This is a genomic window from Ensifer sp. ENS06 (assembly GCF_014852205.1).
Classification (GTDB): domain Bacteria; phylum Pseudomonadota; class Alphaproteobacteria; order Rhizobiales; family Rhizobiaceae; genus Ensifer; species Ensifer adhaerens.
This window is the reverse complement of the sequence record NZ_JACVBC010000001.1, coordinates 385,058-402,296: the sequence shown is the minus strand read 5'-3', so window position 1 is coordinate 402,296 and position 17,239 is coordinate 385,058. Positions and strand designations below refer to the sequence as shown.

The 17,239-nt window shown below is 63.5% G+C and carries 18 protein-coding genes and 1 pseudogene; 9 read left to right on the top strand and 10 right to left on the bottom strand.

Going from position 1 to position 17,239, the window contains the following annotated elements:
* The first annotated feature begins 43 nt into the window (after window positions 1-43).
* From IB279_RS02035 to IB279_RS02025, 3 genes are all read left to right on the top strand, one after another.
* Window positions 44-976 (top strand): DMT family transporter, encoded by a 933-nt coding sequence (locus IB279_RS02035; RefSeq protein WP_060519820.1) that lies wholly within the window; start codon window positions 44-46, stop codon window positions 974-976.
* Between the two features lie 56 nt (window positions 977-1,032).
* Entirely contained in the window at window positions 1,033-1,686 is a 654-nt protein-coding gene (gene yihA / locus IB279_RS02030) for a ribosome biogenesis GTP-binding protein YihA/YsxC (protein WP_060607324.1), read from the top strand.
* Window positions 1,687-1,835: 149 nt separating this feature from the next.
* Window positions 1,836-2,372, top strand: a complete 537-nt coding sequence (locus IB279_RS02025) for a DUF1269 domain-containing protein (RefSeq protein WP_034797308.1) — start codon at window positions 1,836-1,838, stop codon at window positions 2,370-2,372.
* A 13-nt stretch (window positions 2,373-2,385) separates the two neighbouring features.
* On the opposite strand, the gene msrB is transcribed toward IB279_RS02025, so the two are convergent.
* The 4 genes from msrB to IB279_RS02005 form a co-directional block, all read right to left on the bottom strand.
* Complete coding sequence (gene msrB / locus IB279_RS02020) at window positions 2,386-2,877, bottom strand: peptide-methionine (R)-S-oxide reductase MsrB (protein ID WP_113187523.1); 492 nt, start codon at window positions 2,875-2,877, stop codon at window positions 2,386-2,388.
* 212 nt (window positions 2,878-3,089) lie between these two features.
* Window positions 3,090-3,647: a fasciclin domain-containing protein gene (locus IB279_RS02015; RefSeq protein WP_113187524.1), complete on the bottom strand. Its 558-nt coding sequence runs from the start codon at window positions 3,645-3,647 to the stop codon at window positions 3,090-3,092.
* A gap of 166 nt (window positions 3,648-3,813) precedes the next feature.
* Window positions 3,814-4,533 (bottom strand): anti-sigma factor domain-containing protein, encoded by a 720-nt coding sequence (locus tag IB279_RS02010; protein WP_060607221.1) that lies wholly within the window; start codon window positions 4,531-4,533, stop codon window positions 3,814-3,816.
* Window positions 4,530-5,069, bottom strand: a complete 540-nt coding sequence (locus tag IB279_RS02005) for a sigma-70 family RNA polymerase sigma factor (RefSeq protein WP_192338961.1) — start codon at window positions 5,067-5,069, stop codon at window positions 4,530-4,532. Before IB279_RS02005 ends, IB279_RS02010 begins: the two co-directional genes overlap by 4 nt.
* A gap of 152 nt (window positions 5,070-5,221) precedes the next feature.
* On the opposite strand from IB279_RS02005, the gene argB reads away from it, so the two are divergent.
* Window positions 5,222-6,109 carry an acetylglutamate kinase gene (gene argB / locus IB279_RS02000; protein ID WP_034797321.1) on the top strand — a complete coding sequence of 296 codons (888 nt, stop codon included), beginning with the start codon at window positions 5,222-5,224 and terminating at the stop codon, window positions 6,107-6,109.
* Between the two features lie 86 nt (window positions 6,110-6,195).
* On the opposite strand, the gene IB279_RS01995 is transcribed toward argB, so the two are convergent.
* The 4 genes from IB279_RS01995 to IB279_RS01980 are packed head-to-tail and all read right to left on the bottom strand — an operon-like array spanning window position 6,196 to window position 9,861.
* Window positions 6,196-6,963: an isocitrate lyase/phosphoenolpyruvate mutase family protein gene (locus IB279_RS01995; RefSeq protein WP_192338959.1), complete on the bottom strand. Its 768-nt coding sequence runs from the start codon at window positions 6,961-6,963 to the stop codon at window positions 6,196-6,198.
* Window positions 6,960-8,039, bottom strand: coding sequence for a bifunctional transcriptional activator/DNA repair enzyme AdaA (locus tag IB279_RS01990; RefSeq protein WP_112770608.1), 1,080 nt, complete (start codon window positions 8,037-8,039; stop codon window positions 6,960-6,962). Before IB279_RS01990 ends, IB279_RS01995 begins: the two co-directional genes overlap by 4 nt.
* Window positions 8,040-8,096: 57 nt before the next feature.
* Window positions 8,097-9,011 carry a DMT family transporter gene (locus IB279_RS01985; RefSeq protein WP_034797329.1) on the bottom strand — a complete coding sequence of 305 codons (915 nt, stop codon included), beginning with the start codon at window positions 9,009-9,011 and terminating at the stop codon, window positions 8,097-8,099.
* Between the two features lie 58 nt (window positions 9,012-9,069).
* A complete protein-coding gene (locus IB279_RS01980; protein WP_162741142.1) occupies window positions 9,070-9,861 on the bottom strand; it encodes a sterol desaturase family protein in 792 nt (263 codons plus the stop codon).
* 155 nt (window positions 9,862-10,016) lie between these two features.
* Between IB279_RS01980 and IB279_RS01975 the strand changes: the two genes are divergently transcribed.
* Both IB279_RS01975 and IB279_RS01970 read left to right on the top strand, forming a co-directional pair.
* Window positions 10,017-10,730: a pyrimidine 5'-nucleotidase gene (locus tag IB279_RS01975; protein ID WP_060519808.1), complete on the top strand. Its 714-nt coding sequence runs from the start codon at window positions 10,017-10,019 to the stop codon at window positions 10,728-10,730.
* A 168-nt stretch (window positions 10,731-10,898) separates the two neighbouring features.
* Window positions 10,899-11,420, top strand: a complete 522-nt coding sequence (locus IB279_RS01970) for an EF-hand domain-containing protein (protein ID WP_162728662.1) — start codon at window positions 10,899-10,901, stop codon at window positions 11,418-11,420.
* A gap of 118 nt (window positions 11,421-11,538) precedes the next feature.
* Here IB279_RS01970 and IB279_RS01965 read toward each other — a convergent pair whose 3' ends face one another.
* Window positions 11,539-12,438: an LOG family protein gene (locus tag IB279_RS01965; protein ID WP_113187527.1), complete on the bottom strand. Its 900-nt coding sequence runs from the start codon at window positions 12,436-12,438 to the stop codon at window positions 11,539-11,541.
* 365 nt (window positions 12,439-12,803) lie between these two features.
* On the opposite strand from IB279_RS01965, the gene dapD reads away from it, so the two are divergent.
* The 3 genes and pseudogenes from dapD (at window position 12,804) to IB279_RS01950 (ending at window position 16,159) form a co-directional block, all read left to right on the top strand.
* The gene (gene dapD, locus IB279_RS01960) at window positions 12,804-13,661 is read left to right on the top strand and encodes a 2,3,4,5-tetrahydropyridine-2,6-dicarboxylate N-succinyltransferase (RefSeq protein ID WP_034797345.1); all 858 of its coding nucleotides are present in this window, start codon (window positions 12,804-12,806) and stop codon (window positions 13,659-13,661) included.
* Between the two features lie 5 nt (window positions 13,662-13,666).
* A pseudogene (locus IB279_RS01955) lies at window positions 13,667-14,049 on the top strand (DUF805 domain-containing protein).
* Between the two features lie 139 nt (window positions 14,050-14,188).
* Window positions 14,189-16,159, top strand: a complete 1,971-nt coding sequence (locus tag IB279_RS01950; RefSeq protein WP_060607235.1) for a DEAD/DEAH box helicase — start codon at window positions 14,189-14,191, stop codon at window positions 16,157-16,159.
* A 164-nt stretch (window positions 16,160-16,323) separates the two neighbouring features.
* Here IB279_RS01950 and IB279_RS01945 read toward each other — a convergent pair whose 3' ends face one another.
* Window positions 16,324-17,235 (bottom strand): LysR family transcriptional regulator, encoded by a 912-nt coding sequence (locus IB279_RS01945; protein ID WP_034797362.1) that lies wholly within the window; start codon window positions 17,233-17,235, stop codon window positions 16,324-16,326.
* Between the last annotated feature and the right edge of the window lie 4 nt (window positions 17,236-17,239).

Sequence of the window (17,239 nt, the reverse complement as noted above, 5' to 3'; positions counted from 1 at the left end):
GCGTTATTGAAATCAGCGCGCCCCTGCTCCAGGACAATTTGTCATGACCGATCCGTCGGCCACCTCCGCCCCGTTCGCCGCCAGCGAGAAGCTTGGCGCCCTGCTCGTCTTCGGCTCGGCCTTCTTCTGGAGCTTTGGCGGCGCGATTGCGCGGTTCCTGCACATTTCCGACAGCTGGACGATCGTCTTCTGGCGCTGCCTGTTTGCCGGCCTGTTCCTGCTCGCCTTCATGCTGGTGCGTGACGGACCGCGCGGCACGGTGGCCCTGTTCAAGGGCATGGGCTGGCCGGGCATCGCCGTCGGGCTCTGTTTCACCATCGCCTCGACCTCCTTCATCATTGCGATCTCCTACACGACGATCGCCAATGTCGTTCTGCTCGGCGCCGGGGTGCCGCTGTTTGCGGCGCTGATGAGCTGGGTGCTGTTTCGCGAGCGGGTATCGCGCTTCACCTGGGGCGCGATCACCGCCGTCATCTTCGGCGTCGGGATCATGGTTTCGGAAAGCCTGACGGGAACAATGTCACCGGTCGGCGATGCGCTGGCGCTGCTGATCCCCGTCGTCTTCGCGCTGGCAACCGTCATTACCCGCCGATACCCGCATGTGCGCATGACGCCGGCGACCTGCTTCGGCTGCTTTGCCGCAAGCGGCATTGCCGCCAGTCAGTCCTCGGGCCTGGCGGTAACTGGAGGCGAGCTCGCGCTGCTCTTCGTCTTCGGCGCCTTCAACCTCGGGCTTGGCATGGCGCTCTTCGTGACCGGCGCCCGGCTGGTGCCCTCGGCGCTGGCCGCGCTGCTCGGGACGGCGGAAACCGTGCTGGGGCCGCTCTGGGTCGCGATCATCCATGGCGAGGTGCCGAGCAGCCGGACGATCGTCGGCGGCACCTTCATTCTTCTGGCGTTGCTGGCCTACCTGCTCAACGAATTCCGGCGGACGCAAACCATCCCCACACGGCCGGTCCGCACGCCGACGCCTTGACATCCACGGCCAAAACCTTGAAGCCAAGGACTTTCTCGATGAAGGACCGACCGCCGATGGCCGATACCAGACCCAAAGACGACAAGCCGTTGTTCGGCCGGCCGTGGATTTTCATTCGCGGCGTCCCCGCCATGAAATTCCTGCCGCCGGAGGGACCGGCCGAGATTGCCTTTGCCGGTCGCTCGAACGTCGGCAAGTCGTCGTTGATCAACGCGCTGGTCGGCCACAAGGGTCTGGCAAGAACCTCCAACACCCCGGGCCGCACGCAGGAACTCAACTACTTCGTACCGGATGGATTTTCCGGCGAGGCCGACGACCTGCCGCCGATGGCGCTCGTCGACATGCCCGGTTACGGCTATGCCCAGGCGCCGAAGGAACAGGTCGATGCCTGGACAAAACTGGTCTTCGACTACCTGCGCGGCCGCTCGACGCTGAAGCGCGTCTATGTGCTGATCGACAGCCGCCACGGCATCAAGAAGAACGACGACGAGGTGCTCGACCTGCTCGACAAGGCAGCCGTCTCCTATCAGCTCGTGCTGACCAAGACCGACAAGATCAAGGCCGCCGGCGTGCCGCGGCTGATCGCCGAGACGCTCGAAAAGATCAAGAAGCATCCCGCCGCCTTCCCGGAAGTCCTTGCGACTTCCTCTGAGAAGGGCGAAGGGCTCGACGAGCTGCGGGCGGCAATCGGCATCGCGATCGCGCGCTAAGGGGGGCTTCAGGGCGTCCGGCATCGCGCTGCAAGCACCCGCCCATGCGAAATCGATGTCTTTGATCTCTGTCACTACCCCGACATGCAATCCGCTCTATCTCTGCGTTGCGTCCAGAACGGTGGCGCGGCCAGAGATAGGAGTGAGACATGTCCGATTTGATCGTTGTCGGGTTCGATTCCCCCGAGGAGGCTGACAGGGTTCTGGTCCGGCTCGCCGGGCTGAAGAAGGAATATCTGATCGACCTCGAGGATGCGGTGGTCGTCGTGCGCGACACCGAAGGCAAGGTCCACCTCAAGCAGAGCCTCAACCTGACCGCCGTCGGCGCCACCTCGGGCCTGCTCTCCGGCTCGCTCTGGGGCGGCCTGGTCGGCCTCCTGTTCCTCAATCCGCTGGCAGGCTTTGCAATCGGCGGTGCGCTCGGCGCGGGTGCCGGCGCCCTCTCGGGCTCGCTCAGCGACTACGGTATCGACGACGAATTCATCAAGTCGCTCGGCAACACCATCCCGAACAATTCCTCCGCTCTGTTCATCCTGGTGCGCAAGGTTCAGCCGGAAAAGGTTCTCGCCGAATTCCCCGACCTGCGCGGCCGCGTGCTGAAAACGTCGCTTTCGCCCGAACAGGAGCAGAAGCTGCAGGCAGCGCTCTCCGGCACAACAGCGGCTGCACCGCCCGCCGGCGCCTAATCGTCCGGCTGGCTTATCGAGACAGCACGAAGGCGAGCGCCAGGCCATTGATGCAATGGCGCTTGCCGGTCGGTGGCGGGCCATCGTCGAAGATGTGACCGAGGTGGCCGCCGCAACGGCGGCAATGGCATTCCGTACGGGTCATGAGCAGCGAATTGTCTTCCCGTGTCGCCACGGCATTGGGGAGCGATTGCCAGAAGCTCGGCCAGCCCGTGCCACTGTCATACTTCGCCTCGGACGAATAGAGCGGCAATGCACAACCGGCGCATTGGAAGGTGCCCTTGCGCTTCTCGTGGTTAAGCGCGCTTGTAAAGGGACGCTCCGTGTCCTCGTGCCGAAGGATCCGGTACTGGTCGTCGGTGAGGGCTGCCCGCCATTCGGCATCAGATTTGACGACCTCGAAGGGCTCCATTGCCGCTGCCCATGCAAGCGGCGTGAGCCCGCGCAACGCGAATGCTGCGGCCAATCCCGTGCCTGCCATCAGGAAGACGCGCCGGCTGATCATGCTAACCTCCCACTTGGCCTAAAGCGCGTCACGATCATTCGCGCGGTGCGCTGTAAGTTGTCGATTTGTCGGATGTCGCGATAGACGATACCGCCCGGACACACCCGCTGCAAAACAATGCCGTTCAAAGCATCGTGACGCGGTGAAAGGCCATCGGTCATACGACCGATGGCAAGCGCCAGGCCGCCGACAGCGGCCAGGCGCCGCCGAACTCAGCCTTTCGGCAGGAGCACCTTGTCGATCACATGGATGACGCCGTTCGACTGCTTGACGTCGGCGATCGTTACCGTCGCCGTACCGCCGGTTTCATCGGTCAGCATCAGCTTGCCGCCGTCTTCCCTGGCTTTCAGCACACAGCCGCCGACCGTTTTGACGTCATGCCCGCCACCGTCCTTCTTGATCATCTCGGCAATCGTCGCCGACATCGCGTCGGCGGCAACGACATGGCATGTCAGGACCTTGGCGAGCTTGTCCTTATTCTCCGGCTTCAGAAGCGTGTCGACGGTACCGGCCGGCAGTGCGTCAAAGGCGGCATTGGTCGGCGCAAAGACCGTGAACGGCCCCTTGCCCTCCAGCGTCTTCACCAGCCCGGCTGCCTTGACCGCGGCGACCAGCGTGGTGTGATCCTTGGAATTAACGGCATTCTCGACGATGTTTTTCTCCGCATACATCGGCGCGCCGCCGACCATCGGATTTTCGGCATGGGCGACGAAGGCACTTGCTGCGAGGACGGACGCTGTTGCGACCAAGCGGATGGCAGACGTGAACATCTTCTCTTCCTTCCTGTTGAGGGAGGCGGCGCATGGGCCGCCTGCCGAAGCTGCCGTTCCCTGCGGGGGAACAAGACAAGCAACGGAAGGACGAGAGAAAGAGTTTCAGGAATTTTCAGGGAAGTTAGTCGATTGATAAATAAGGATATTTATCGATATCACGCGCTCAGAGGTTTCGCGCCTTGCCGAGCGCGATGATCGGTCCGGTGGCCACGCCGGTCGGCGAACCGCCGAGCGGCTCGACGCTGACGGCAAGAACCGAGCCGGCGGAGATCCGCGAGCGGAAGGTCGACGGCACGGCGATTTCGCCCTCCCCGGTCTGCGGCAGGACACCGAGCGAGATTGCCGGATTGCTGCCGTTGATCAGCCAAAGTTCGAGGGATTTCTGTTCCGCCTGGCTGGCGGCCACCGGCGTTACCTGCAAGCGGCCCGATGCCCGGTCGAAGCGGGCGACGAGATCGATGGCGCTGCCTTTCCCCGAGAGCTCGGCAACAAGCGAGGCACCGGTCGACCGCGTCTCGAACAGGCCGGCCATGGAGGCGCCCATCACCAGCAACGCGGCGAACGAGGCAAGCGCCAGTCCTCGCCAGAGCGCCAGCGAGTGCCAGAGCCCGCGGGACCGTACAGGTTCCGACCGCAACGTATCGAAAAGCTGCCGTTCGATCGCGGAGAACGTCCTGGGTGGGGGCACCACCGGATCATAGGCGTCGTCGAAGGAGGAAAGGTTGCTCTGCCAGCGGTCGACCATGGCGGCAAAGTTGCGATCGGAAGCAAGCCGGGCCTCGACCTTGCGGCGATCGTCGGCAGACAACACGCCGAGCACATACTCGCCCGCGATCACCTCGTCGCGGCGAAAGTCCCGGCCCTCTGGGGTTGGTGTCGTCATCGCTCCATACACTCTCGCAACTTCAGGAGACTGCGCCTCAACCAAGTCCGCATAGTGTTCAGCGGCACCGCGAAGACGTCAGCCAGTTCCTGGTAGCTCAGGCCTTCGACGTAGGCGCGCCGCACCGCTTCCGCGCGGTCTTCTTCAAGCTCCTCCATGCACGCGTCGATCCGCCTGCCTTCTGCTCTCACGACTGCCAACTTTTCCGGATCGGCAGCAGGATCAGCCAAATCGTAGGCTTCGTCAATCACATTGGCAGCCGGTTTGCGCGCCCGGATGAAGTCGATGGGCTGATTACGCGCTATTGCCGCCAGCCAGGAACCCGCAGCCGCCTGTCCTTGCGAAAACCGGCCAGCTCGCTGCCAAATCTTGACGTAGATTTCCTGCAGCGCTTCTTCCGCCTCGCCCCGATTGCCAAGAATACGCAGGCAGATGCCGAAGAGTTTCGGACTGGTCTGCCGATACAGTTCGGCGAAGGCGTCGCGATCGCCGAGCGAAACGCGGCCAAGCAGGCCGGCTATATCCTCATCGATCATAGAACGCGCCCCGAAGCCTCATCTCTCCAGAGATAGGGCGCAGTTCACTTTGAACCAGCCGTATCGTCATTCAGCCTTTATGTTGCTCTCCGATCATTCCATCGATCCGGAACTTGCGCTAAACAGCAGCCGGTATTTTTCGAGGGTCCGCCATGTCCGCCAATGAAAGTGAAATCCAGGCACGCCTGCTCACCCAGGCCCTGCCCTACATGCAGCGCTACGAGAACAAGACGATCGTCGTCAAATATGGCGGCCACGCCATGGGTAACAGCGAGCTCGGTCGCGCTTTTGCAAGCGACATCGCGCTTTTGAAGCAGTCGGGCGTCAACCCGATCGTCGTGCATGGCGGCGGCCCGCAGATCGGCGCCATGCTGACGAAGATGGGCATCGAATCGAAGTTCGAAGGCGGCCTGCGCGTCACCGACGAAAAGACGGTCGAGATCGTCGAGATGGTGCTCGCCGGCTCGATCAACAAGGAGATCGTCGCGCTCATCAACCAGACGGGTGAATGGGCGATCGGCCTTTGCGGCAAGGACGGCAACATGGTCTTCGCCGAAAAGGCACGCAAGACCGTCAAGGATCCGGATAGCAATATCGAGCGCGTGCTCGATCTCGGTTTCGTCGGCGAAGTGGTCGAAGTCGACCGCACGCTGATCGACCTGCTCGCCCGCTCGGAAATGATCCCGGTCATCGCGCCGGTCGCGCCCGGCCGTGACGGCCACACCTACAACATCAACGCCGACACCTTCGCCGGCGCCATCGCCGGTGCGCTGAACGCCACGCGCCTGCTGTTCCTGACGGACGTTCCCGGCGTGCTCGACAAGCAGGGCAACCTGATCAAGGAACTCTCTGTATCCCAGGCCCGCGCGCTGATCGCCGACGGCACGATTTCCGGCGGGATGATCCCGAAGGTCGAGACCTGCATCGACGCAATCAAGGCGGGCGTTCAGGGCGTCGTCATCCTCAACGGCAAGACGGCCCATTCGGTGCTGCTCGAAATCTTCACCGAGCGCGGCGCCGGCACGCTGATCGTGCCCTGATCGGACTGAACTCGTTCGCAACCAACAAGAAAGCGGGAGAAGGCCTCGGCCCTCTCCCGCTTTTCGTTTTAGCGGGCGAAATCCGATCAGCCGTTGTAAACCTCGGTCGCCGCGGCTTTCAGTTTTTCCATCATCACGCGGTATGGGCCCGGGCCGTAGCTGACGCGTGACACGCCGGCGCGGGCGAGCGTCTTCAGGTCGGGTGCGGCCGGGCGCATCATGATGTTGACGGGCAGGATCGAGGCGGCGCAGACCTTGGCGATCAGCGCCTCGTCCACCAGCCACGGTACGAAGAAGCCGCTGGCGCCCGCTTCGGCATAGGCGTTGCCGCGGGCGATCGCCTCGTCGACGAGGCCGGCATGCCGGCTCTCGTCACCCTCCTGCAGGAAGAGATCGGTGCGGGCATTGATGAACAGGGGGATGCCGCGCCGGTCAGCCATCTCCCGGATGGCGCGGATGCGCTCCGCCTGCTTTTCGACCGGGTGCACGCCGCCCTTGCCGACGATCTGGTCCTCGAAGTTGATCCCGATGGCGCCGACGTCGAGGATGCGCGAGACATTGGCGGCACCGGTCGCCGCGTCGTCGGCGTAGGCGCCTTCGAAATCGATGCTGACGGGCAGGTCGGTGCTCGCCACGATCAGGCGTGCGATATCGGCAAGCCAGGCCAGAGGCACCTTCTCGCCGTCCCCGAAGCCGTGGGCGGCCGCCACCGACCAGCTTCCGGTCGCAAGCGCCTTGGCACCGGCCTCTGCCACGGCCTTGGCGCTGCCGGTGTCCCAGATGTTGTAGAGCACCACTGGGTTACCCTTCTTATGCAGGGCGGCGAAGGCGAGCGCCTTTTCCTTCTGGTTCATTGTGTTTCCTCCACCAACAGGCTGACTGGTTTCATTTTCGCCTCGTGCCGAAGCAGCCACTGTTTCCGCCAGAGCCCGCCACCGTAACCGGTCAATGAGCCATCCGCGCCGATGCAACGGTGGCACGGAATGACGATGGCGATCCGGTTGGAACCGTTGGCCTTGGCGACCGCACGTGCGGACTGGATCGTAGCGACCTCGCGGGCAATGTCACCATAGGAACGCGTCCCGCCGGCGGGAATCTTCACGAGCTTCGCCCACACGTTGCGCTCGAAGGGCGTTCCCCCGGGCGCAAGCGGAGTTTGAAATCCGCCCGCCTCGCCGGCGAAATAGCTCTTCAACTCGCCTTCGATCTGATCGATCGGCGCCGTCCGGCCGGGGACGATGGCCGAGCGCGTCGCGCGCTTCAACGCCTCCAGCTCCGTCGGCAGCGCCTTGCGTTCGTGGAACTCCAGCAAATGGAGGTGCGTCGCATCGGCAACCGCGACCATCGGCCCGATCGGCGTTTCGATCCAGTCGGACGAGAGCAGCGCCCTCCCCTGCGCTGCCGCCGGCGCATCGCCGAGCAGGCGCTGGAAGGCTGCGCGAAACCCGCTCGGTGACTCGTAGCCGGCCTCGAGCTGGGCGTCGATCACCCGACCACCGTCGGCAAGCTGGCGGGCGGCGAGCCCCAGGCGACGATGGCGCGCGAGATCGAGGAAGGTGATGCCGAGCGCGCGCTTGAAGGCACGCCGGACGGTCGAGGGATCAAGCCCGCGGCGCACGATGTCGTCCTCGCTCCAACGGCGCTCCGGTGCTGCTTCCAGCGCCTGCAGAAGCTCCTGGACGAGCGGATCCTTGGCGCCGAACGTGGCAAGCGGCCGGCAGCGCTGGCAGGGACGGAACCCCGTCTCCAGGCAGGTGCCGATCGAGCTGACGAAGATCGTATTTTCCCGCTTCGGCTTGCGGGCCGGGCAGGACAGGCGGCAGAAGACGCCTGTTGTCTTGACGCAGACGAAGGCCGAACCTTCGTATTCGCTGCTGCGAGCCATCAAGGCGTCGTAGAGCGTTTCATCGGAGGGAAGATCGAACAACATGCCGCGGTTCTAGCATGACCACGACTCGGGAGACGCCGGTTTTCGGGCGTCTATTTTTCAGATCAGCACCAGCATGACGACACCGAGCACGATCAGCAGGCAACCCAATAGCTCCAGTCTGTTGATCCATTCGCGGAAGATGAAAAAGGACGAGGCGAAGGTGAAGAGCATTTCCACCTGGGCGACGACCTTGACGACGGCCGCCTGCTGCAGGGTCATCGCCATGAACCAGCCGAAGGAGGCAGACGCGCCGACGAAACCGACGACAAAGGCCGGCTTCCAGGCAGCCGCGATGCGCGGCAGCTCGTCGCGTTCGCGCAGCACGATCCAGATCAGCATGACCACGGTCTGCAAGAGGATGACGAAGCCGAGCGTGAAGCTTGCCTGCATCATGTAGTCGGGTGCCGGCAGGCTCGGCGCCAGAGCCAGCGACGCCGAACGGTAGGCGACGGCCGAAAGGCCGAAGAAGGTGCCGGACAGCAAGCCGATGCCGGCCGTGCGCGAGAATACCGAGGTCACCAGCGTGCGCGCACTCAGGGTCGTGCGCGCCACCGAAATCAGCATCACGCCGACGACCGAGATGGCGATTGCCACCAGCGTGCCCTCGCTCGCCTTTTCGCCGAGGAAAATCAGGCCGAAGAGCGCTGCCTGCGCCGGTTCCGTGCGCGAATAGGCGGTGCCGACGGCGAAGTTGCGGAAGGAGAAGAGATGGACGAGCAGGAAGGTTGCGGCGATCTGCGCCAGCCCCCCGATCACCGCCCAGAGGAAGAAAGTACCGTTCGGCACCGGAAGCGGACGGCCCACCACCTGCCAGAGCACAACGAGATAGAGGAAGGCGAACGGCAGGCCGAAGCCGAAGCGCACGAAGGTCGCGCCCGTCGTGCCCATGACGCCTTTCAAGTGTTTCTGCATTGCGGAGCGGACGTTCTGAAGGAAGGCCGCGGCGATGGTGATGAGGACCCAGGTTTCCATCGTTTCGAGCTAGCATGCAGGCCGGCTCGTTGCCAAGGACCACCTAACGGACCGGTTGCTACTCCGCCCTTTCCCGCGCCTCTGCGAGCTCCGTGCCCTCGCTGATCGTGATCCGGGGCGCCTCGTCCTCGAAGGTCTTTACCCGCTGATCGTAGTTCGGCGCGAGCGTTCCGAGCACACGGTCCCAGAAGGAGAAGTAGTTGGCGTAATTGTACCTGAAGCCCGAATGGTGCTGATCATGGAACGTCGTGCACAGCAGTGGAGACGGGTAGCGCGCGGTGGAGGCGGCAAAATACTCGAAGCCGCAATGGCCGATCATGCCGTTGAAATGTTCGAACAGCCGATGGGCGATGAGCACCAGCGGCGGAAACGGCACGACGAAAACGACGACGGCCGAAAAGCTCTGAAGCAGGAAGTTGTCGAAGACGTCCTCGGAATAGGTGCTCCAGATCGTCGGCGCGACGCTTTTATGATGCAGGGCATGCAGTGGATAGAGCCACTTGGTGTGCAGCAGCCGGTGCATGAAATAGAACCAGGCATCGTAGAGGATCATGCTGAGCACGAAGAGTGGCAGGGCGTTCCACCAGGTGAGCGTCCAGGGCGCCGGCGCCCAGCCCTTCTGCTGAGCGTAAAGACCGATCGTCAGCGGCAGGCAGGCGCTGAACATCGATTTGAGGCTCTGGCGGATCTCGGCGCTGCGGCGCTTGTCGGAACCGCGTCCCTTCTGGATCTTTCGCTCGGGATTGCGCTCGTTGAGCCATGTGATGCCATAGCCAAGCGCGAAATAGGTAACGACGGTGAACGTGTAAAATCCGAACAGAAAGAGCAGATAGAATACTTCGTCCGACATTGGCATCCGCATCCCCGAGCCAAAAACCGCGCGAGCCGGAAGATGCCACGCACAACCGCCAATTCAAAGCGCTAATCTATGCGACAGCATTACGCCCGGCCCCGCATCGCCATTTTCCCGTTTGCCGCCACGGTCGGTCGTGTCATAAGGCGGTCATGAAAAAGCTCGCACGCCTGCCGACCCGCTCCGAGTTCGCCCATGTCACCGACTGGGTCTTCGACCTCGACAACACGCTCTATCCCCACCACGTCAACCTGTTTGCGCAGATCGACCGCAACATGACGGCCTATGTGGCGAAGCTTTTGTCGCTCGATCCGGCCGACGCCAAGAAGCTGCAGAAGGACTATTACCGCGACCACGGCACGACGCTCAAAGGCCTGATGGTCCATCACGGCATCGACCCGAACGAGTTCCTCGAGCAGGCCCATGCGATCGACTATTCGATCGTTCCGGCCGACCCGGCGCTTGGCGAAGCGATCAAGTCGCTTCCCGGCCGCAAGTTCATCTTCACCAATGGCAGCGTTGCCCATGCGCAGATGACGGCCCGGGCGCTCGGGATCCTCGACCATTTCGACGACATCTTCGATATCGTCGCCGCCGACTTCGTGCCGAAGCCCGCGGGCGAGACCTATGACAAGTTCATGAGCCTGCACCGGGTCGATACCCGCAATGCCGTGATGTTCGAGGACCTGCCGCGCAATCTCCTCGTGCCGAAGGCGCTGGGCATGAAGACGGTGCTGCTGGTGCCGCAGAACCTCGAATACACCTTTGCGGAATCGTGGGAAAAGTCGAACGACACCGACGAGCAGATCGACTACGTGACGGAAGACCTCACCGGCTTCCTGCGGAGCCTCCTCACAGATCTCTAGAGTGGCGCTGGCGGACGCCGCAAAGACGGCGTCCCGCCCGCTGCGACACAATTTTGCCGCCGAAAAACCCCTTTTCGGCCAATGACTTAAATTACCAAAGTTTAACTGGCGTCGGCTGCACCCGCGTCTATCCTTGAGATCAGAAACAACCGATCGAAAGGACGCATGATGCCGAACAAGACCCTGATCCTCGGCGTGGCTGCACTCTCCGTCGCCGTCACCGGAATGGCCTCCCCCTCCTTTGCTGCCCGCGAAAAGATGACGCCCGAGCAGCGCGGCCAGCGCATGATAGAGCGCCTCGACACCAACAAGGACCAGAAGGTTTCGCTCACCGAGTTCCAGGCGCGGATCTCCGACAATTTCAAAACCTTCGATACCAATGGCGACGGGCAGATCAGCGCCGAAGAAATGAAGGTCAAGCGCGAGGCCTTCCGTGAGGCGCGCAAGGCCTGGAAGGACGCCAAGGCAAAGACCGGCACGGAGCGCGAGACCGCCCTTGCCAAGCTGAAGGAAGCCCGCCCGGCCATGCTGCCTGGCCTGCGGCCCAAGGCCTTCAAGCGCGTCGATACCGACGGCAACGGCTCCTTGAGTGCCAGCGAGGTTTCAGGCGCCGCGGAAGCCATGTTCAAGCGGCGTGACAAGAATGGCGACGGCGTCATCGACGCGGCCGACTTTACCAAGAAGATCTGACGGGAGCTCTTCTCTCTCCCCACCGCCCGGTGGAGAGGCTCCCGGCTAGCCCATAGCCCCTTGCTCCCCCCAGCGAGGGGCTATGCGCATTGTCGGAGGCGTTCCGCGCGAGATCGTTTCAGCGGCGGCCGTTCGCCATCGGCACCGACTTCGGATCGACCGTTTCGTAGAAGCGGGAGATGATCTCCCAGGCTTCCTCGGCCGTTTCGACGAAGTGGACTAGGTCGACATCGTTGGGCGCGATCGTGCCGAACTCGGCGAGCGCCTCGAAATTGACGATCGAGCGCCAGAACTTTTCCCCGAAGAGAATGAGCGGAACCAGCGCCAGACGCCCGGTCTGCATCAGCGTCATCGTCTCGAACAATTCGTCCAGCGTGCCGAAGCCGCCCGGGAACACGGTGACGGCCTTGGCGCGCATGAGGAAATGCATCTTGCGGATGGCGAAATAGTGGAAGTTGAACGACAGTTCGGGCGTCACGTAGCGATTGGGCGCCTGCTCGTGCGGCAGCACGATGTTGAGGCCGATCGACGGCGCGCCGACATCATCGGCGCCGCGATTGCCGGCTTCCATCACGCCCGGCCCACCGCCGGTGACGACGACATATTCCTTGTAGTGCAGCTTGGCCGAATGCTCGGAGCAGAGCCGCGCGAACTTGCGTGCTTCCTCGTAATAGACCGAGGCGGCTTCGAGGTTCTTGCGCTGCGTCTCGTTCTTCGCCGCCCAGGCGTCGCCGCCGGGCTCAGGAATGCGAGCGCCGCCGAACATGACGACGGTGGAGTTGATGCCGCGCTCTTCCAGCATCATTTCGGTCTTCAGGAGTTCGAGCTGCAGCCGGATCGGGCGCAGTTCCTCGCGGCAGAGAAAATCGTCGTCGATATAGGCGAGGCGATAGGAAGGCGAAGCCGATTGCGGCGTGACCGGAACGGTCTGTGCGCGTTGCCGGCTCTGCGAGCTGTCGGCCAGCGGATCCCAGACCCCATCTTTGCGGCGCAGAGCGCGCTTCTTCATGCGTGCCATATTCTCGTCTTTCCCGTCGCGTTCCGGACAATCGGCATCTCGTCCAGACGCGTCCTATCCTCAATCCTCGGTCATGAAGGTCGCAAGCGCATCAGCGCGCTGCGGCGGCCTTTGCGCATCCCGAACGGGTACGCGGCGCTGTAGTGCCGTGTTCGCCTCAGTTTGCCAAGCCCCGGCCACTCCAGGGACCTGAAAAGCCCTTCAACTTTTCAGGATCACGTCGTGCAGCCACCGCCGCTCAGGACGTGTCAAGGTCGCTGCAGCAGCTAGATCTGCTGCATAATTTTGTCCTTAAATCGATTCCGATTTTCGGATTTATGCAGTAGAGCTTTCGCAGGATAACCGCCGAACTTTAAGGAATTCCGATGACGAACCACGACCTCGCCTCCCTGTCGCAGACGATCGAAGCCGCCTTTGAAGACCGCGACTCCGTCAACACCGGAACGCGCGGCGCGGTGCGCGATGCCGTCGAGACGGCGCTGAACCTGCTCGACAGCGGCAAGGTCCGCGTCGCACAGCGCGGCGAAGACGGTAACTGGACGGTCAATCAGTGGCTGAAGAAGGCCGTACTGCTCTCCTTCCGCCTCAACCCGATGGAAATCGTCAAGGGCGGCCCGGGCCAGTCGGTCTGGTGGGACAAGGTGCCCTCGAAGTTCGACGGCTGGAGCGTCAACGAGTTCGAGAAGGCCGGCTTCCGCGCCGTTCCGAACTGCGTCGTGCGCCGTTCGGCCTACATCGCCCCCAACGCCATCCTGATGCCCTCCTTCGTCAATCTCGGCGCCTATGTCGGCGAAGGCACGATGGTCGATACCTGGGCAACGGTCGGCTCCTGCGCCCAGATCGGCAAGAACGTGCACCTTTCGGGCGGCGTCGGCATCGGCGGCGTGCTGGAGCCGATGCAGGCCGGCCCGACGATCATTGAAGACAACTGCTTCATCGGCGCCCGCTCGGAAGTCGTCGAAGGCTGCATCGTGCGCGAAGGCTCGGTCCTCGGCATGGGCGTCTTCATCGGCAAGTCGACCAAGATCGTCGACCGCGCCACCGGCGAAGTGACCTATGGCGAAGTGCCGCCCTACTCGGTCGTCGTCGCAGGTTCGATGCCCTCGGGCTCGACCATGGGCAACGGCCAGCCGGCGCCGAACCTCTACTGCGCCGTCATCGTCAAGCGCGTCGACGAGAAGACCCGCTCGAAGACCGGCATCAACGAACTGCTTCGGGACTGATCGCGATGACACCGGAGGGGCCGCAGCCGAGCATGACCTGGCTGTTCTTCAGCCCCTCCGGTCGCATCGGCCGCCTGCCCTTCTTTCTCTCCTGCTGTTCTGGTTCCTGATCGACGGCTTCATGGTCGCCCGAATGGTTGCCAACGAGGGCAATGAGACGGTGCTGGCGCTCTGGACGCTGGCATTCGTCGTCTCGAGCCTCGTCTCGCTGCCCTCCATCGCCATGCTGGCGATCAAGCGCCTGCACGATATCGGCTATCCCGGCCCGCTTTCCCTCACTCTGTTTATCCCGGTCTTGAGCCCGGTCGTCTTCATCGCCCTTTGCCTCTGGCCGGGCGATCAGGGGCCCAACGAGTTCGGCGCGCGCAGCGACGAACCCGGCCCTTGAACCCTTCGCCCCTGTACAAGAACCGCGTGAGCGCGTATGTAGCGCGCCATGACAGGCCCGCGACGTGTTGGCCGCGGCAATTGGCGCCGAGACGATCCGTTCGTCCTGGGCTCTACGACCGATATCCGAAAGACAAGATATGACTGAATTCGAAGGGATCGCGCCTGCGATCGCCGAGGCGTTGGCAAAACGCGGTTACAACGAATTGACGCCGGTTCAACAGGCGATGCGCGATCCGGAACTCGCCGGGCGCGACGCCCTGGTTTCGGCGCAGACCGGTTCCGGCAAGACGGTCGCCTTCGGCCTGGCGCTGGCGCCGACGCTGCTTGGCGACGAACGCCGCTTCGGGCCTGCCGGTGCCCCCCTGGCGCTCGCCATCGCACCGACGCGCGAACTGGCGCTTCAGGTCAAGCGCGAGCTTGAGTGGCTCTACGGTGAGACCGGCGCGACGATCGCCTCGTGTGTCGGCGGCATGGACATGCGCACCGAGAAGCGCACGCTGGAACGCGGCGCCCACATCGTCGTCGGCACGCCCGGTCGCCTTTGCGACCACATTCGCCGCAACTCGCTCGACATTTCTTCGCTGCGCGCCATCGTTCTCGACGAAGCCGACGAAATGCTCGACCTCGGCTTCCGCGAAGACCTCGAATTCATTCTCGAAGAGTCCCCTGACGATCGCCGCACCCTGATGTTCTCGGCGACCGTGCCGAAGTCGATCGCAACGCTTGCCAAGAACTACCAGCGCGACGCCGTACGCATCAGCACCGCTTCCGAACAAAAGCAGCATGTCGATATCGAATACCGCGCGCTCACCGTTGCGCCGAACGATCGCGAAAACGCGATCATCAACGTGCTGCGCTTTTACGAAGCGCGCAACGCCATCGTGTTCTGCTCGACCCGCGCCGCGGTCAACCATCTGACCGCCCGCTTCAACAACCGCGGCTTCTCGGTGGTGGCGCTTTCGGGCGAGCTCAGCCAGAACGAACGCACCCACGCCCTGCAGGCCATGCGCGACGGCCGCGCCCGCGTCTGCATTGCGACCGACGTTGCCGCCCGCGGCATCGACCTGCCGGGCCTGGAACTGGTCATTCACGCCGATCTGCCAACCAACTCCGAGACGCTGCTTCACCGCAGCGGCCGCACCGGACGCGCAGGTCAGAAGGGCGTCAGCGCACTGATCGTGCCGGTCAACCAGCGCCGCAAGGCTGAGCGCCTGCTCGACGGCGGCCGGATTACCGCGACCTGGGCACGCCCGCCGTCGGCCGACGAGGTCAGCCAACGTGACGACGAGCGCCTGCTTGCCGATACGAGCTTTGCCGAGCCGATCCGCGAGGACGAACAGGCGATCGTGGCAGCACTTATCGAGCGCCACGGTGCCGAGCAGATGGCCGCGGCCTTCGTACGCCAGTTCCGTTCCGGACGGTCCGCTCCGGAAGACCTGATCGAAGTCGCTGTCGGCGCCAAGCCGCGCCGCGACGAACGCGCACCGCGCGATGATCGTGCACCGCGCGAGGACTTCGGCGCCGAGCGGGCCGATTTCAGCGACGGCAGCTGGTTCTCGCTGTCCGTCGGCCGCAAGCAGAGTGCGGAGCCGCGTTGGCTTATCCCGATGCTCTGCCGTCACGGCAAGCTGACCAAGCGCGACATCGGCGCGATCCGCATGCAGCAGGAAGAGACCTTCGTCGAGATGACCGCCGAAGGCGCCGAACGCTTCCTGTCGGCGATCGGCAAAGACAAGATGCTGGAGAAGGGCATCCGCGTGAAGCCGCTCGCCGGTGCGCCGGATCTGTCGCAGCAGCGCCAGGAAAAACCGAGTTTCTCGAGGGACAAGCCGAACTACTCCAAGGATAAGCCGGGCTTTGCCAAGAAGCGCCCCTATTCCGACGACGCCCCTCGCAATGACGACCGCGGCGACTTCAAGCCGAAGCGCAAGTTCGAAAAGAAGGCCGCCTATAGCGATGGGCCCGCCCATACCGAGGACAGGCCGCCGGCGAAGGGCGCCGAAAAGCCCTGGGGCAACAAGAAGAAGGGCAAGCCGGACGCTGGCAAGGACGGCGGCTTCAAGCCCAAAACCAAGCCGAAGGGCAACGCCAAGAACCGCCAGGGCTGAGCCCGGCGACGGCAACCCAAAAGCCAATCAACAAGGCGCTGCGATCCGATCGCGGCGCCTTTTTTTGTTACTCCGACGACCGGGGAGCGAGCGGTCCCGGCACTCCGCCCGGACGCTCAGCGCAACGCGGATCATGCATGGCACCGAGCCAGCGCGCGTGACGGTCAGGCAGCGTCGAGCTGCGACTGGGCGACAATCTTGACCACCCAGTCGGCAAAGACGCGCAGCCGGCTGCTCAGGTGCCGGTTCGGCGGATAGACGAGATAGATCGGCATGGGCTCGACTTCCCAATCCTCCAGCACCGGCCGCATGGCGCCGGTCTCGAGGTCCTCGCGCACCATGAAACGCGGCGCCTGAATGACGCCGAGGCCGGCTCGCGCCGCCGCGAGATAGGTGGTGGCTTCATTCGCCGCCACGGCATAGCGGCCGTTCACCTCAATCTCCTCGTTGCCGCGCTTGAAGTAGAACGGCAACTGCTGCCCGGTCTGCGGCCGGAAGTAGCCGACGACGTAGCAGTTCTTCGAGAGATCCGAGGGATGCTGCGGGATCGCGTGGCGCGAGAGGTAATCGGGCGCTGCGCAGGCGACGAAGCTCATCTCGGTGATGCGGCGCGCGATCAGGGACTGGTCGGTGAGCGCACCGACGCGAATGGCGCAATCGACATTCTCGGCCACGTAGTCCACCGTCCTGTCCGAGACCCCGAGGTCTATCTGGATGTCGGGATAACGCTTGTGAAACTCCGGTAGCGCGGGGATCACGATCAGGTTGGCAATCGCGCTTGCCATCTCCACCCTGAGCCGTCCCTTCGGCAAGGTCTGGGCGCTCGAAAGACTGCCGTCGAGTTCGTCGAGGTCGGTCAAAAGGCGTGCAGCGCGTTCGTAATAGAGCGCGCCATCGGGCGTTACCAGCACCCGGCGGGTGGTGCGGTTCAGAAGTTTTGTGCGCAGATGCGCCTCCAATCCCTGGATGAGATTGGTCAATGTCGCCTTGGGCATATTCAGCGAAGCGGAAGCGCGGGTGAAATTTCCGGTTTCGACGACCCGGAGAAAGGCGCGCATGGCCGTGAGCTGGTCCATTTTC